Genomic DNA, 15,965 nt, shown 5'->3' on the forward strand with positions numbered 1-15,965 from the left:
GCGGTGAAGGACAGCGTGAAGCTGGGCGCGGCGGTCGCCGGCGGCTACCTGCTGGGTCGCACGAAGAAGGGCAAGGCGGCGATCGGCCTGGCGCTCTGGTTGAGCGGGAAGCGGATCGGGAACTCCCGCGAGGCGCTGACCCGCCTCGCCGCCTCGCCGGAACTGGCCAGGCTCGCGGCCCAGGTACGGGGTCCGCTACTGGAGGCGGCCCAGCGCGCGGTGACCGCGACCATCGAGTCGCGGACGACGGCGCTGGCCGACTCGCTCCAGCAACGGACGGAGCGGCTGATCGACGGGACGGTCACGGCGGTGCGCGACGCTCCACCACAGGAGCCGCCGGTCCGGCGGACCCGATCGGGCAGGGTGCCGACCGCGAGACGCGATGCTGACGCTGGGCGGGCCGATGAGCCGGCCGACGACACCGCGCGGCCCGAGCCGGCCGCCGAGGCGCGGACAGCCGAACCGGCCGACGACGCGGCGCGGCCCGGGCGGCCGCGCCAGGCGAGACCCAGGAGGAGAGCGCCGCGGCGGGCCGCGGACGGTGTGTGACGTGGCCGGCAAGGTGAAGGAGGCAGCATGAGCGAGACCCGTCTCTCCCTGTCCGACTTCGGCCGGGCCCTGCTCACCAGCCCGGCCGTCAGCCGCCTCGGGCGGGAAGCCACGAAGTACGCGCTCGCCCGGGCGACCGGGCTGGTCGACGACCTGACCGAGCGGCTCAACGACGGCGGTGACAACGGTGGCCTCAAGGCCGCCTTCGTCGGGGCGCGCGGGCTCGCCGAAGGCCGGTCTCCGGTCCGCGCCGTGGTCAGCGCGGCGATGACCGGTCTCAAGGAGCAGGTCACCTCAGCCCTGCACAGCGGTCGCGGCGGCGGCAAGCCGAGGATGACGGTCATCTGCGAGGACATCGACATCGGGCTGCCCGTCGACGTGGTCTACAACCAGTGGACGCAGTACGAGGAGTTCGCGCGGTTCATGAGGGGCGTCGAGGGCGTCGAGCGGACCAGCGACACCGAGACGACGTGGCGGCTCAAGGTGTTCGCGTCGCGGCGTACCTGGAAGGCCGTCACCCGGGAGCAGATTCCCGACCGCCGGATCGTCTGGATGAGCGCCGGCGCCAAGGGCTCCACCAGGGGCGTGGTCACGTTCCACCCGCTCGCCGACGACCTGACCCGGGTGCTGCTCGTGATGGAGTACTACCCGCACGGTCTGTTCGAGAAGACCGGGAACCTGTGGCGCGCCGGTGGGCGCCGGGCCCGCCTGGATCTCAAACACTTCCGGCGGTTCGTCATGTTGAACGGCGAGGCGACCGGGTCATGGCGGGGCGAGATCCGTGACGGCGCTGTCGTCCGACACCATGACGAGGGCGAGCAGGACGACCTGGAGCAGTCGGCGCGCGACGACGAGGACGTCCAAGACGAGGAGTACGACGACGAAGTCGACGAGTACGACGACGAAGACGACGAAGACGACGAAGACGACGAAGACGACGAAGACGACGAGTACGACGACGAGTACGACGACGAGTACGACGACGAGTACGCGGCCGAACGCTCGGGGTAACGCCAGACCTCTCTCGGCTTAACGCGAGGACGACGCCGCGTACGACATCCTTGAACCCTCGCGCCGATGGCTTCGTATCGGACACGAGATGGCCGATACGAGGAGGCGATGAATGCGACCGCGCGGCACCCCCCGGCGCCTGCTGCTCCGGTTCACCCGGGAAGTGACGACCACGGCACTGGCCGTGGTCGTCGGCCTAGGTGGCTGGGTCTTCGGGCCGGTCGACACCGCGGCGGCCGCGAGCGCCACCGCCCCGCCCGGGCTCGCCGCGTGGCGAGCGGACCGAATCGCCGGCCATCGGCTTCCGGATCCGCAGAAGGCGGCTCCGGAGCAGGTCGCGCGGTTCTTTTCGGCGCTGGACCCGCAGCAGCGGGCCGGCCTTGCCGACCGGTACCCGCAGATCGTCGGCGACCTCGACGGCGCGCCGCCGGAGCTGCGGTTCGCCGCCAACGCCCGCACGTCGGGCTGGTCGTCGGCCCGGCACCTGCTCGAGTACGACCCGCGCGGCGGGGGCAAGGTCGCCGAGGTGGTGGGGGATCTCGCCACCGCCGACCGGATCGCGATTCTCGTCCCGGGCTGCGGCAACCGGCTGGACAACTTCGACCGCGGCAACGGTGGCCAGCGACGCCGGTCGCCCGCGTGGCAGGTGCGGCAGCTGTACGCGCAGGTCAGGAACGACGATCCGGCCGCGCGGGTCGCCGTGATCGCCTGGCTCGGGTACGCGCCTCCGGACGGGCTCGGCCGGGACGCGATGCGGGAGGACCGCGCCCGGCCGGCGGCGGCCGCGCTGAATCGCTTCATCGCCGGGCTGTCGGTGTACCGGCCCGGCGCGACCGTCACCCTGGTGGGGCACAGCTACGGATCCGTCGTCGCCGGGCTCGCGGCACCGTCGCTCGGGCCGCGGGTCCGTGACATCGTCGCGCTCGGCAGCCCGGGCATGGGCGTCGACCGGGCTGCCGAGCTGCACACGAGGGCGCGGGTGTGGGCCGGCACCGCGCTGTCGGACTGGACGAGAGACCTTCCGGGGGTCCGGATGTTCGGCGTCGGCCACGGCACGCTGCCGTTCGTGGCCGCGTTCGGCGCTCGTTCGCTGCCGGTGGGCAACGTCATCGCCCACGACGGGTACTTCGCCGCGGGCGCCGACTCCCTGCGCAGCCTCGCCCGCATCGTGCTCGGCTCGTCCTCAGAACCGAGGCGCTGAATCCTGGGGAGGACGTTCAGCGCGTCAGGGGTGGGGAGGACGACCGCATGACTGACAAAGGCAACCCCGCCACCGTGGCCGCCGCGCCGGCGCGGTTCGCGCTGCTGGGTGAACCGGTGGCCATCGACCTGGTGAACACGGTCGTCAAGGGAGGGCGGGACCTCATCGCGGCGCCCGGGCGGTTCGCGTCCTTCTTCGCGCAGGAGGCGGAGCGGCTCGACGTCGATCTCGCCGCGCTGCCGAGCCTCGACGACGTGCGCCGGCTCCGCGCGGCCCTCGACGACCTGCTGCGCGCGGTCGTGGACGGACGTACGCCGTCGCCGGAGGCGGTCGCGGTGGTCAACGGGTACGCGGCGGCCGCACCCTCGGCACCTCAGCTGACCTGGAGCGGTGACGGCCCGGTGCGGACGGCGACCGGCCCGGCCACGGCCCCGATTCGTACGTTGGCCGCGTTCGCACGATCGGCGATCGACCTCGTCACGCGGCCGGAAGGCGTACGGCTGCGGCGGTGCGCGGCCGAGGACTGCATGCTGCTCTTCGCCGCGGCGACCAGCCGCCGGCAGTGGTGCTCCACGAGTACCTGTGGCAACCGGGTGCGGGTGGCGCGGCACGCCCAGCGGCACCGGGACGGACGGTGAGCCTCAGGCCGCGGCTACGCGCGGCACTTCCAGGCTCCTTTCGGCACTTCTACTTGCGGCATTTCGCGCCGCAGTCACCCGGCAGGCGCAGCACCGTGACGTCGGCGCCGGGGTGCACCGCCCGGAACGCCTCCACCCTGGCGACGATCGCGTCGTCGCGTGTCACCACCTCGACGGGCCTGGCGTTCGCCGCGCCGGGGGACAGGCTGGTCAGGAGCTTCTCCAACTCGTCGCCGGCGGTGCGGACCGGCGGGATCTGGACCACGGCAGGGAGTACGCCCGGGTCGAGCCGGCGGTCCAGCACGTTCGCCCACTGGGCCAGGTAGAAGTCGTAGCCCCGGCCGTACGCGTCCCAGAAGATGATCAGCCGGCCGGCTGGCGCCTCCGGCTGCGTCTGCGCGGCCCGGACCACCGCGGCGGCCTGGTCCGACAGCGCCAGGCGGCCCTCCGCGTACGCCCGGCCGTAGTTGGAGCCCGCCTGCGGTACGGGTAGGAAGATCAGGGATCCGCGGGCCGGCCAGGGGTTGAGGATCCGCGAGCCGCCGAGTACGAGCAGCGCGACGGCGACCGCCGCGACCACGGCTGCCCCGAGTGGCGCCCGCTTGAGCCAGCCGATCCGACCCGCCGAGGTCGCCGCCGACCCGGCCACCTCGGTCGCCGTCGCGCCGAGCCCGCCGAGCAGGATCAGTTCGATCGTGAGCAGCGCGTACAGCGCCTTCTTCACGTAGTAGGTGACGCCCGGGCCGAGCGCGTACCGGGCCGCGACCAGCGCCACCACGAACAGGATCGTGCCGGCCGTGACGAGTAGGAGCGTACGGCGGGCCGGGTCGGTCCACACCGACCAGGCGCGCGGCCGGCCGCGGCCGGCGAAGGTCACGGCGGCGAGCAGCGTGAGCGCCGCGAGCCAGCGCACCGGCGGAGTGACGGCGGGGCCGCCGTAGGTCAGGACGGACAGGTGGTCGGTGGCCTGGTTGACCGCGGGCATCACCGCGGCCAGGCACAGCGAAGCCACGGCTGTCACGGCGGCGAAGACAGGGCGCCGCCGCAGCGCGGAGCGGTGCGGCCAGGCCCAGGCCGCGACCGCGACCGCGCCGAGCGGCAGATAGAAGTAGTAGGCGAAGCTCAGCCCGGCGAACAGGGCCGCGAGCAGGACCACCTGTTCCCGGGAGGCGCCCCCTACCGGCCGCGCGGCCAGCGCGACCAGCATCGCCAGCAGCGCGAGGCCGGTCAGCTGGCTCGGGTACCCCCGGGTGATCAGCGTGACGTAGCCGCCGAAGCAGACGAGGGCCACGGTCGCGGCGTACGTGACGACGGCCCACGCGGGACGCAGCCGTCCCGCCCACACCCAGGAGATCGCCCAGGCGACCGCGACCGCGAAGAAGAGGTACGCGCCCAGGGTGTAGTCGACGTAGTCGTGCAGTGAGGTGTAGGCGTCGACGGGGCCGGATGGGCGACGGAACCGCTCGAGGATGGCGGCGACCAGGTGGGAGCCCTGGGGGTACGCGACGAAGCCCGGGTCGAAGCGGCCCTTGATGGCGCTGGTCTGGAACAGGTACCCGCCCAGCCGGCCCATCCAGTCGAAGATCATGAAGTGTCGGGACAGGTCCTCGCCGGACAGGACGACCGCCAGCCGGCCGGTGGTGTTCCGGCCGGCGACGGGGGCCCAGGCGACGGCCGCCGCGAGCACGGCGACCAGGGCGACCGGTGCGTCCCGCCAGGCGAACGCCCGGGCGGGCAGGGCGGGCCGGCGGCCGGTCGCCGCGCCGATGAGCGCGAGCGCCGTCAGCGCGGCGCCGGCGACCGGGACCGGCGACAGGTGCGGCGGCCAGACGGCGAGGACCAGCCCGGCGGTGCTGGCGGCGCAGACCAGCGCGCTGAACGCGATGACCAGCCGGTCGACCACGGTGGTGTCGCCCCGCAGCAGCGACGCGGTCGCCAGCCACACGACGACCGGCAGGATCGCGTCGACGTGCGCCAGGTGCGCCAGGAACGGCACGAGCCAGGCGGCCACCAGCGCCGCGGCGAGCAGTGCCGGGCTCCGCCGCGACCTCAACCGTGTCATGTGCCCCCTCACACCGTCGTCGTGCCGCTCGCGCCGTCCGTCATCCACTCATGCACGACTAGTTGGGCAGCCGCGCGACGATGTACTTGCCGATCTCCAGCGAGCTGGTGGCGGCGGGCGAGGGCGCGTTGAGCACGTGCACCTGCCGGTCTTTGTGGACGATGAGGAAGTCGTCGACCAGGCCGCCGTCCGGACGGATCGCCTGGGCCCGCACCCCGGCCTCGGCCTTGACCAGGTCTTCGGGGCGGATGGCAGGCACCAGCCGGGCCAGGCTGGCCGCGAACCGCTGCTTGGACAGCGACCGGAGCACCTCGCTCGCGCCGTACCGCCAGTGCTTGCGCGCCAGGCGCCAGAGCCCGCCGTAGGTCGCGGCGTCCAGCAGGTCACCGGGCCGGATGATCCCCCACCGGTACCCCTCGCGGGCCAGGGCGAGCACGGCGTTGGGGCCGGCGTGGACGCTGCCGTCGATCATCTTGGTCAGGTGCACCCCGAGGAACGGGAACTGCGGATCGGGCACCGGGTAGATGAGCCCGCGGACCAGGTCGCGGCGCTCCGGGCGCAGCTCGTAGTACTCGCCGCGGAACGGGATGATCCGCGCCGGCGGGTTGACGCCCGCCATCCGGGCGATCCGGTCGGCGTGCAGGCCGGCGCAGTTGATGAGAACGTCCGCCTGGATCTCGCCGCGGGTCGTACGGACAGTGACCGGCCCGTTGGAGGTCGTCGCGGCCTCGATGCCGATGACCTGCTCGCCGGGGCGCATGTCGGCGCCGGCCTTCGCGAGCAGCTCGGCGAGTCGCTCACAGACAGTGCCGAAATTCACGATCCCGGTGGAGGCGACGTGGAAGGCGGCGACGCAGGAGACCTCCGGCTCGTACTCGCGGGCCTCGTCCGGTGTGATGAGCCGTACGGGCAGGCCGTTGGTGCGGGCGCGGTCGTACAGGGCGTGCAGCCGGGGCAGTTCCGCCTCGTCGGTGGCGACGATCAGCTTGCCGCATACCTGGTAGGGAATGTCGTTCTCGGCGCAGAACTCCACCATGGACCGACTGCCGGCCTTGCACAGCTCGGCCTTGAGGCTGCCCGGCGCGTAGTACACCCCGGCGTGGATGACGCCCGAGTTGTGTCCGGTCTGGTGGGCGCCCCAGCCGCGCTCCTTCTCGACGACCGTGACGGTGGCGTCAGGATGCTCATTTACGAGCTGACGGGCCGTCGCCAAACCGACTATTCCGCCACCAATTACGACATACCGCACGAGATCTCCATGGCAACGTAGCTTAGACTGCTGCGGAACCTACCCGCCTCGGCGGCGCGCGCCGACACGGGGACCGCCTACCGCGAATATGGAAGTGGACATGACTGAGGTCATCGCACTCGGGCAACCTACGGTCGGAGACGCGGAGCTCGCCGCCATCGCGGAGGTTCTCCGCTCCGGGTGGCTCGCAGGCGCCGGCCCGACCTGCGCCCGGTTCGAGAAGCGCTTCGCCGAGACGGCGGGCGTCTCGCACGCGCTGGCGACCAGCAACTGCGGTTCGGCGCTGCACCTCGCGATGCTGACGCTGGGCGTCAAGCCCGGTGACGAGCTCATCGTCGGGGACTACACCTTCCCGGCCACCGGCCACGCCGTGATGTACGCCGGAGCGACCCCCGTCTTCGCCGACGTGCGCCCGGACATCTGGACGGTCGACCCCGCGGCGGTCGAGGCTGCCATCACGCCCAGGACCGTCGGCATCGTGGCGGTGGACGTCGCCGGCCAGTGCGCCGACTACGACGACCTGCGCGCCATCGCCGACCGGCACGGCCTGTTCATCATCGAGGACGCCGCATGCTCGGCCGGCGCCACCTACCGTGGACGCCCCGCCGGCAGCCTGGCCGACGTGGCCACCTTCAGCTTCCACGGTCGCAAGGGCATCACCGCCGGTGAGGGCGGGGCGTACGTCACCGACCGCGCCGACCTGGCCGCACACGCCCGCAAGCTGCACACGTACGGCATCGAGGGCGCCCTGACCCGGGAGGCGAGCCGTGAACTGCCGATCCCGTCGTTCGACGAGCTCGGCTACAACTACCGCATGTCCGACGTCGCGGCCGGCATGATGCTCGCGCAGCTCGACCGGCTGCCCGACCTGCTCGCCGCGCGGCGGCACGTCGCGGCCCGGTACGCCGAGCTGCTCAAGGACTTCGACCTGGTGACGCTGCCGGCGACGGCCTCCGACCGCGACCACACCTGGCAGGCGTACATCCTGACCCTGGACCCGTCGGTCAACCGGGGTGAGGTCGCGCTGCGTCTGCGCGAGCGGGGCGTGCAGTGCAACTTCGGCACGTACGCGTCGCACGTCCAGCCGCTGTACAACTCGACCAGGCCGTGCCCGGTCTCCACTGACGTGTTCGCCCGGCATCTCGCGATCCCGATGCACGCTAATCTGACCGACGCCCAGGTTGAAACCGTCGCCACCGCGGTACGTGACGTGGTGTCCGCCGTCGCTGCCAACCGCTGAGCCTGACAACGCTGAGGAGCTTTACGAGGATGTCCAACGATCGCACCGTGTTCTTCACCGGTGGTGCCGGTTTCATCGCCCTGCACACCATCCCGCTGCTGCTGGAGAAGGGCTACCGCGTACGGATCTTCGACAACATGCAGCGCGGTGACCGGGCCGCGGTGAACGCGCTCGTCGCGACGGGCAATGTGGAGCTCATCGAGCAGGACGTGCGCTACGGCGGCGCCGTGCACAACGCGATGAAGGGCTGCACGCACGTCATCCACTTCGCCACGGTCTCGATCAACAAGAGCATCGCCGACCCGTACGAGTCGATCGACATCAACATGGTCGGCAACCACAACGTGTTCGCGGCCGCGGCCGACCACGGCGTGCAGCGGCTCGTGTTCGCCTCGTCGGCGTCGGTCTACGGTGACCCGAAGAAGCTGCCGATGCACGAGGACGACCGGCTCAACCCGCTCACGCCGTACTGCATCTCCAAGCGTGCCGGCGAAGACCTGCTCGGGTTCTACCAGCGCCAGAAGGGCCTGTCCTGGAACGCGCTGCGCTTCTTCAACGTCTACGGGCCCGGGCAGAAGATCGAGGCGTACTACACCAGCGTCATCAACACGTTCATCCAGCGGCTGCGCTCCGGCCAGCCGCCGGTCATCGACGGCAAGGGTGAGCAGTCGATGGACTTCATCCATGTGACCGACCTCGCCCGCGGGGTGGTCGCCGCGCTGGAGAGCGAGCGCGCCAACATGCCGATCAACATCGGCACCGGCATCGACACCTCGATCGCGCAGCTCACCAAGATCCTGATTGAGGCGGTCGGCGTCGACGTCGAGCCGATCTTCAATGAGCGCGAGGTGCTCGTCAGCCGCCGCGCCGCCGACATCACCCGCGCCCGCGAGGTGCTCGGCTGGGAGCCTACGATCACGGTCGAACAGGGCATGCGGGAACTGGTGAAGATGTCGGCCTGACCGGCCGGGTGATTCGGGCTCCCCTCAATCCTCGCCAAGGAGCAGGCGTTGCGCATCGCCGTTGTCAACAACTTCTTCCCGCCCCGCCCGGGCGGGAGCTCGCACCTGGCTGCGGCGCTGGCAGAACGGTACGTGGCGGCTGGGCACGAGGTGATCGTGCTCACCGCCGCCTACCGCGACGCCCCGGCAGAGGAGTCGCGGGACGGGTACCGGGTGCTGCGACTACCCGCCATGGGCATGCCGCAGCTCGGCTTGTCGATCGACTTCGACATGACCTTCGTCTCGCCGCGTCCGGGCAACTGGGGCAAGCTGTTCCGGGTGCTGGACGAGTTCAAGCCGGACGTCATCCATCAGCACGGTCAGTTCTTCGATCTCACGTGGCTCACCGGCTGGTACGCCAGGCGCCGGAAGGTGCCGGTACTGCTGTCGATCCACACTCGGCTGGAGAGCCCGGATCCGAAGTACATGGCGCTGTTCAAGGGGCTCGACCGGTTCCTTGTCAAACCGATCCTACGCCGCTTCCGGCCACGGTACGTCATTATGGACGAACTGGCGGCGACCTACTGCGAGCAGCGGTACAAGGCGACGACGGCGGACTTCGAGTACATCCCGGTGGCGGTCGACCCGGCCAGGTTCGAAGGCCCCGTGGCGAAGGACGTGCGCGCGGAGTACGGCATCGGTGACGCGCCGCTGATCGTGTCGCTCGGCCACGTCATCCCGCTTCGCGACCGGCTCGCATTGATCGACGCGCTGCCCGCCGTACTGGCCCGGCATCCCCGTACGAAAGTCCTGATCGTCGGTCGGGTCTACTTCGACGCCTTCGTCAAACGCGCCGCTGAGCTGGGCGTGTCCGATGCGATCATCGCGCCGGGCCCGGTGCCCAAGGACGACGTGCCGTCCTACTTCGCCGCCGCCGACGTCGTCGCGCACGACCTCCAGGGCGGCGGCTGCGGCACGGCGAGCCTGGAGGCGATGGCGGCCGGCCGGGCCACCATCGCCACGGTCACCGAGACCAATTTCCCCGGTGTCGCGCTGCGCAACTGGGAGAACGCCATCCTGGTCAAGCCCAACGACCCGGCCGAACTGGCGGCGGCGTTGATCCGTCTGCTGGAGGACCCGCAGGAGCGGGAGACGATCGCCAAGCGGCAGCGAGAGTTGATCCACGGACACTTCACCATGGATGTGGTGACCCGCCAGCACCTCGACGCCTTCCAACGCATGTTGAACAACGCCGCCGGAAAGAAGTGACCATGTTCCTGGATGACGAGCGGAGCAACCGGCTCCGCCGCCAGATCCTCACCGACCTCGTCGGTGGCCTCATGAACGACGTCGAGCGGGCGCGGCTGCTCGGCCTTCCCGAGACCACGCGGATCCGCGAGCGCACGAAGATCGTCAGTGTCGAGAACCTCAAGCTCGGCGATCACTGCTGGGTCGGGGAGAACACCGTGCTGGATGCCAGTGGCGGCCTCACCATCGGTGAGCACACCAGTATCGGGCTCAACTGTCTGATCTTCACGCATTCGAGCTGGCTTTCGAACATGATGCTGGAGAACCACTCCGGCAGCGATCTGATCGAGCGCAAGCCGGTCAGGATCGGCAAGGGCTGCTTCATCGGTGGCGGCAGTGTCATCATGCCCGGGGTGACGATCGGTGACTTCGTGACCGTCAACCCGTTGTCGGTGGTGACGAAGGACGTGCCGGACTACTGCCTGGTCTCGGGCAACCCGGCGCGGGTGTTCCAGCGGTACGACCCTGAGTACATCAAGGCAGAAGCGGAACGGGTCCGCGCGGAGAACACCGCGCGCCGGGAGGAAGCGGAGCGCCGCGGCATCGACGCCTCGGGCTGGCTCTCCCCGCCGGCCTTCGATGACGAGGGCGACGGCTGAGTTCGGGCACCCAGGGTACACGCACGGTGACCGGGCAGGTGTTCACGCGATCGTCGCCCTACCGACCCGGTCCTCACCCGACAGTGTGCGCTGAACAGCGTTGAAATGGTTGTTCCAAGCGGGTTTCGGTACATCGAAGTGGCGGGTGCCTGCCTCAGGCGGAGGTACCGCCGCTCGTGTAAGCTCGCTCTCCGTGTCGCCGGCTCTGATGCCTCAACGTGCGGCTGGATGTGTGAATAGGGGGCCGGCTCCAGGTGATTCCCGATCTCAAGAGCTCCGCCGCTGACCCGGTGGGGCGCGACGCGGGTGCCCCGTCTGACCGGCCGTCCTGGTGGCGGGGGCCGCGGACACCCCGAGCGTTCCTCATCGTGCTGGCGCTGCTCGTTGCGGCGTGGGTCGTTCCGGTGGTGTGCCTGGCGCTGCGGATCGGCTGGATACTGCCGCTGTTGATCTGGATCGGGACGGCGTCCCTGATCCGGTCCGGCCGCACGTTACTCGACCGGCTGGTCCTGGCGCTCGGACTTCTCGTCGGAGTGGTCTGTACCGTCGGCCTTCCGCTCTCCTTGTGGTCCGGCGCCCTCGAGCCCCTGCAGTCCACCGGTCTGGCTCTGACCTCACTGGTCGTCGCCGGGGCCGTCGCGGGGCGCCGACCGGCGTTGCCCGTCCGCGAGTTGGGCGTTCCCGAGTACGGGGTGATCGCGGGCACGCTCGTCACGGCTGCGCTTGCCGTCCGGCCATTCCTCGGCCGCGGGTTCGGTGACCGCCTCAGCATCCTCGCCATCGGCGGTGCCCTCGCCCGCCACTTCACCATCTACGACACCATCCGGACCGTCGGCGGGTACCTGTTCCTGCACCGCGGCGCGCCGATGCCGAACATCGACGCCGGGTACGACAGCTATCCGCAGGGCGTCCACTTCATCTACGCGCTGTTGGCGAACCTGATGCCGCAGGGCGCCGACCGCGCCAACGCGGTCGCGTCGTTCGACCTGATGATCACGTTCGACATCGGCACCTACGTCTTCCTGTGCGTCGCCACGCTCTGGGCCATGCGATGGGTCGCCGGGCCGTTGCTGCGGGGCTGGGTATCGCTGCCGTTCATCGGTGCGGTGTCCGGCTACTTGTTCTTCGGCGACCCCATCACGCTGCTGACCCGGGGTTTCCCGTCCGAGATGGCGGGATGGGGGCTGCTGGCCCTGCTCGTCGCGCTCGTCATCCGCCCCGTCCATCGCGTGCGCGAGCAGATCGTGCTGGTGGCGTCGCTGCTGATCGGCGTCTCGTTCGCCTACTTCCTCTTCCTGCCGTTCGCCGGCCTGGCCGCCCTGGTCTGGCTGATCAGGGATCGCCGGACGCTGTTGCGCAGGCCGATCCTGCTCGGTGTGACCGCGGTGGTGTGCCTGGTGGGCGCGGCGGTTTCGCCCGTGGTCAACACGGTCTACAGCCCGCAGGGCGTCGGTGAACGGCTCCTGCTGCCGGGTGGCATCACGAAGGTCGACCGGGCGGTCGTGGTCGCCTGGCTGTTGATCGCCCTGGCCGGTCCGATCCTGCGGTTCCACAAGCGTTCGCGGATCTGGCGGACGACGCTCGTCCTCATTGTCGTGAGCACGCTGCCGGCGGCCGGGCTCTTCGTGGACCAGGTCCTGAGCGGCCACGCCAATCAGACCTACTACCTGGACAAGCTGTTCCACGAGATGTTCGTGGTGACCGTGGTCTCGTCCGGATCCGTGATCCTCGTGCTCGCGCCGATGCTCGCCGCGGTGGCGCAGCACCGGATCGCGGTGCTGGCAGGCGCGACCGCGCTGTCCGGAGCGATGTTCTTCGCCGTCACGAACCTTCAGTACGACGGCCCGGTCGGTACGGGGCGGCGCCACTTCCAGCAGAAGAACGCCGTCTGGGGCGCCGGTCAGGGGACGACCGAGGCCATCCGCCTGTTCCCACGCCCGGACGGTCGCATCACCTGGGTCCAGCTGAATTCCCGCGCGGACCTGGGTGGCCGCGACGCGTCTCACTGGGCCACGCTCTACACCTCGGTGCTGCAGCACAACTACCGAGCCAGCTGGTCCGTCTTCTACTGGGGCTACCCATGGCTCAGCACGAGCGAAGCCGAAACCGCGGAGTTCCTCATGACCTCGCCGGAGCCCTACCGGGTGCTGGTCAACGACACGGTGAGTCTTGAGTACTTCAGCCGGATCAAGTCTCGCTATCCCACCCTTGACCTGCAAATTGTGGACCTGAGGGGGCGGAAGTGAGAGCGTCGTGGGGCTACCGCATCGTCGCTGCGGCCGGGCTTTCCCTGCTGTCCGCCTGCGCGGCCGCGCAGGTGCCGGCGAAGCCCGGCTCCCCGCTCACCAGCCAGGAGCTCAGGGACGACCCCTGCCGGGCGTACACGGCCAAGTCGATGCAGCGGGTGCTGGCCGGCACCCTCAAGCGCGCCGGCTGGCCGCAGGTGACAGGCAACCCGCCCACCAGCCGGATCGCCGCCAACGTACAGCGCTGCCTGTACCAGTTCAGCCCCAAGGACAGTAGGCGCGACGGCGATCAGTCGCTTCGCGTGTACATCTACAACGAGCTGGACAACGGCGCCAAGCTGATGGCCGCGTGCCGGACCCGGCCCCTCAGGGGAGCGCCGATGTCCACGATCGGCGACGAGTCCTGCATCGACGACTCCGGCGAGCTACGGTTCCGGGTCGGCGACTCGTACGTCGCGGTCCTGATCGACGTGCCGCCGCGGCTGCAGTCCGGCAACCGGGTGCTCAACGCGAGCGACACCTCGACCTTCACCGCACCGTCCCGGCCGACCGACCTGGCGGCGCTCGCGCTGCCCGTCGCCCGCGACCTGGCTGAGCGCCTGCACTGACGGATCCGCGTGCCGCGAGCCGCAGCCCGGCGATGTGGAACCCGTTACGCGGTCGGCTTTCCGAGCCAGTCCCGCGCGTCCACGACGACGAGGCCGGCCTCCGGGAACACGGCCGCCAACCGTCGGTATTCGGCGATGAGCTCAGGCTGCTCGGTGATGATCCGAGCCCGGACGTGCTCCTGAAGGAGGTGCCGCATGAGCGCCGCGGGGGGCATGTCAGGCGTGAGCGAGGGATGGACGAAGCCGTACATCGGACCTGCGTGTACGTAGTTGCGCTGGATGGTGCCGACGTACAGGGTTGCGTAGGCCTGCTGGGTGCGGGTCCACCAGGCCGTCGGTGACTGCCCGTCGGGCGGGTAGAAGAACACCAGGTCCACGTAGCCGTCGTTGCGGGGGAAGCGCTGAAGCGTCTGTGCGACGACCTCCCCGACGTACGGCGTCGCGCCGTCGTCGCGCAGGTAGAGCAGCCCCCGGCTGGAGTGTACGTACGGGGCGGGCTTGACGACGACGCCGACGGCGGCGAGCAGGCAGGTCACGGCCGCGCCCGCGGTCACGACCCAGCGGGGCCACGGCACCCGCGGCGGTCGGGCCCCCGAGCGCAGTCCCGACAGTACGGCGATCGCCGGTGCGCCGCCCGCGACCAGGCTCACCATGGCGAGCTGCATCAGCGTCTTTTCGAAGTAGTAGATGCTGTGCCCCAGCATCACCATCTGGTAGGCGTAGATCGCCAGGGCGAGCAGCGCCGCGGTGGCGACCTGAACGCCCGCGAGCTGCCATACCGGCAGCCGGCGAACCTTTCGCAGGCACAGCGCGGCGAGCGGAACGGCCGTGACGAGGATGGTCAGCCAGCGGCTCATCATGCTCGCGCCGCCGGGCAGCAACAGTTGGGCGCCGTTGTTGGCGCGCATGTTGGTCAGCGGCGTGACGAGGCTGAGCACCCCGGTGACCGCCACGGACAGCCAGAGCGCCACGCGGTGACCGCGCAGTCGCCGACGGTACCGGACCAGCCACGCCAGGACGCTGACCAGCACCACGGGTAGAGAAAGGTAGTACACAAAGGAGGTCGCCACCACCACGGCGCCGACCAGCACCAGTTGTTCGCGGGTACGCGCCACCGGTCGTGCCAGCAACGCGACCGTGATGACGAGCACCGCCAACCCGGGCACCTGCGACACGTACCCGTCCGGTACGAGCCGGACCGGGTCGCCGAAGGCGAGATACGTCGCCGCGGCGCCGAGCAGCGGCAGCGCGGCCCAGCCGGACAGCCAGACGCCGGCTACCCAGCGGATGGCCCACAGCACGGTGAGGTAGAGGAAGACCTCGCTGGCCAGCAGGAACAGCACCAGATGGTTGAAGGTGCCGAGTGTCGAGGAGGCGTGTGACGACGAACGGAGAAAGTTCTCGAGCAGGGCGTACAGGAAGTGCGAACCCTGCGGGTACGCCTTGAGCTCAGGGGGAACGAACGGCGTGCTGTGGCGGTGCAGGAAGACGTAGCCGCCCGCGGCGCGGATCTCGTCGTACAGCGCGTAGTGACGGGAGAAGTCGTCACCGTACGCCACCCGTCCCAACAGCCAGCCGGGGGTGGTGTGGCGAAGCGTGGAGAGCGGCACGATCGAGGCGAGCAGCGTGAACCCCACCACGAGCCAGTCGGCCGCGCCGAAGGTGCGGGGAAGGCTCGGCCGTCGGCGCAGCCCCAGCGCCGTCAGCACCAGTCCGGAGAACGCCGTGCCGGCGACCGCCACCGGCGCCAGATGCCACGGCCACATCGACAGCAGTAGCCCCATGGCGCAGGTGGCCCCGAACAGCAGGCCCGCGGCGAACACGAGGCGGTCGAGTACCGTCCGGCCCGACCGCATCAGGCTCGCCGTAGCGACCAGCAGCAGGATGGGCAGAATCCAGTCGACGCCGAGGATGTCGGTGAGCACCGGCAGGCACCACGCCAGCACAAGGGCGACAGCCGACCACGCGTACCGCGAGCCAACCGGAAGGCGACTGCGGAGTCGCGGTTCGACGGACTCCTCCCGTACCGGGCTTTCTATCGTTGAGGTCACGCAGTACTCCGGGGTCGTGCCAAGGGGGGTCGGGCTACTTCTCGTTGTGGGGGTCGTCCATAGGCGCGCCGACCGGCACCCGGGTGGGACTGTGTGCTCGGATCACCCGGGGCGGTGGTCGGGACGGCTGCCCGCACAGCGGTTCCGGCGCGTCCGTATGCCGAATGAGCGCGATGCGGCGATCCGAGGAGTTTCGGGCTGTCCGCTACCGCCTGTGCAGCGACGGCTCCGTCCGTCCCCGGCAGCTCACGAACAATAGGGC

Annotated in this window: 13 protein-coding genes; 10 read left to right on the forward strand and 3 right to left on the reverse strand. The window is 70.4% G+C overall.

What is annotated here, in order from left to right:
• Window positions 1-3 precede the first annotated feature (3 nt).
• From HC031_RS01135 to HC031_RS01150, 4 genes are all read left to right on the forward strand, one after another.
• Window positions 4-549, forward strand: coding sequence for a hypothetical protein (locus tag HC031_RS01135; protein ID WP_167923220.1), 546 nt, complete (start codon window positions 4-6; stop codon window positions 547-549).
• 27 nt (window positions 550-576) lie between these two features.
• Window positions 577-1,560, forward strand: coding sequence for an SRPBCC family protein (locus tag HC031_RS01140; RefSeq protein WP_167923221.1), 984 nt, complete (start codon window positions 577-579; stop codon window positions 1,558-1,560).
• Window positions 1,561-1,672: 112 nt separating this feature from the next.
• Window positions 1,673-2,761, forward strand: coding sequence for an alpha/beta hydrolase (locus tag HC031_RS01145; RefSeq protein WP_167923222.1), 1,089 nt, complete (start codon window positions 1,673-1,675; stop codon window positions 2,759-2,761).
• Between the two features lie 47 nt (window positions 2,762-2,808).
• Window positions 2,809-3,399 (forward strand): CGNR zinc finger domain-containing protein, encoded by a 591-nt coding sequence (locus HC031_RS01150; protein ID WP_167923223.1) that lies wholly within the window; start codon window positions 2,809-2,811, stop codon window positions 3,397-3,399.
• Window positions 3,400-3,448: 49 nt separating this feature from the next.
• On the opposite strand, the gene HC031_RS01155 is transcribed toward HC031_RS01150, so the two are convergent.
• Entirely contained in the window at window positions 3,449-5,461 is a 2,013-nt protein-coding gene (locus tag HC031_RS01155) for a hypothetical protein (RefSeq protein WP_167923224.1), read from the reverse strand.
• Window positions 5,462-5,519: 58 nt separating this feature from the next.
• Window positions 5,520-6,710, reverse strand: a complete 1,191-nt coding sequence (gene lhgO / locus HC031_RS01160) for an L-2-hydroxyglutarate oxidase (RefSeq protein ID WP_167923225.1) — start codon at window positions 6,708-6,710, stop codon at window positions 5,520-5,522.
• 100 nt (window positions 6,711-6,810) lie between these two features.
• Between lhgO and HC031_RS01165 the strand changes: the two genes are divergently transcribed.
• From HC031_RS01165 to HC031_RS01190, 6 genes are all read left to right on the forward strand, one after another.
• Window positions 6,811-7,950, forward strand: a complete 1,140-nt coding sequence (locus HC031_RS01165) for a DegT/DnrJ/EryC1/StrS family aminotransferase (RefSeq protein ID WP_167923226.1) — start codon at window positions 6,811-6,813, stop codon at window positions 7,948-7,950.
• 29 nt (window positions 7,951-7,979) lie between these two features.
• Window positions 7,980-8,912 carry an NAD-dependent epimerase/dehydratase family protein gene (locus HC031_RS01170; protein WP_167923227.1) on the forward strand — a complete coding sequence of 311 codons (933 nt, stop codon included), beginning with the start codon at window positions 7,980-7,982 and terminating at the stop codon, window positions 8,910-8,912.
• A 48-nt stretch (window positions 8,913-8,960) separates the two neighbouring features.
• Window positions 8,961-10,160 carry a glycosyltransferase family 4 protein gene (locus tag HC031_RS01175; RefSeq protein ID WP_167923228.1) on the forward strand — a complete coding sequence of 400 codons (1,200 nt, stop codon included), beginning with the start codon at window positions 8,961-8,963 and terminating at the stop codon, window positions 10,158-10,160.
• A 2-nt stretch (window positions 10,161-10,162) separates the two neighbouring features.
• Entirely contained in the window at window positions 10,163-10,798 is a 636-nt protein-coding gene (locus HC031_RS01180) for an acyltransferase (protein ID WP_167923229.1), read from the forward strand.
• Window positions 10,799-11,052: 254 nt separating this feature from the next.
• On the forward strand, window positions 11,053-13,044 hold the full coding sequence (locus tag HC031_RS01185) for a hypothetical protein (RefSeq protein ID WP_167923230.1): 1,992 nt from the start codon (window positions 11,053-11,055) through the stop codon (window positions 13,042-13,044).
• Window positions 13,041-13,652, forward strand: coding sequence for a hypothetical protein (locus HC031_RS01190; protein ID WP_167923231.1), 612 nt, complete (start codon window positions 13,041-13,043; stop codon window positions 13,650-13,652). Before HC031_RS01185 ends, HC031_RS01190 begins: the two co-directional genes overlap by 4 nt.
• A 44-nt stretch (window positions 13,653-13,696) precedes the next feature.
• Here the strand turns inward: HC031_RS01190 and HC031_RS01195 are convergent, their stop codons facing one another.
• Entirely contained in the window at window positions 13,697-15,703 is a 2,007-nt protein-coding gene (locus tag HC031_RS01195; protein WP_167923232.1) for a hypothetical protein, read from the reverse strand.
• Window positions 15,704-15,965: the final 262 nt, after the last annotated feature.

Origin of the sequence: Planosporangium thailandense (genome assembly GCF_011947195.1) — a bacterium.
In the GTDB taxonomy this organism is placed as follows: Bacteria; Actinomycetota; Actinomycetes; order Mycobacteriales; family Micromonosporaceae; genus Planosporangium; species Planosporangium thailandense.

What these genes read in the sequence shown, in the direction of transcription:
- HC031_RS01145 (WP_167923222.1), top strand. Translation starts at nt 1,673, where the DNA reads ATGCGACCGCGCGGCACCCCCCGGCGCCTGCTGCTCCGGTTCACCCGG.
- HC031_RS01140 (WP_167923221.1), top strand. Translation starts at nt 577, where the DNA reads ATGAGCGAGACCCGTCTCTCCCTGTCCGACTTCGGCCGGGCCCTGCTC.
- HC031_RS01155 (WP_167923224.1), bottom strand. Translation starts at nt 5,461, where the DNA reads ATGACACGGTTGAGGTCGCGGCGGAGCCCGGCACTGCTCGCCGCGGCG.
- HC031_RS01170 (WP_167923227.1), top strand. Translation starts at nt 7,980, where the DNA reads ATGTCCAACGATCGCACCGTGTTCTTCACCGGTGGTGCCGGTTTCATC.
- HC031_RS01180 (WP_167923229.1), top strand. Translation starts at nt 10,163, where the DNA reads ATGTTCCTGGATGACGAGCGGAGCAACCGGCTCCGCCGCCAGATCCTC.
- HC031_RS01165 (WP_167923226.1), top strand. Translation starts at nt 6,811, where the DNA reads ATGACTGAGGTCATCGCACTCGGGCAACCTACGGTCGGAGACGCGGAG.
- HC031_RS01150 (WP_167923223.1), top strand. Translation starts at nt 2,809, where the DNA reads ATGACTGACAAAGGCAACCCCGCCACCGTGGCCGCCGCGCCGGCGCGG.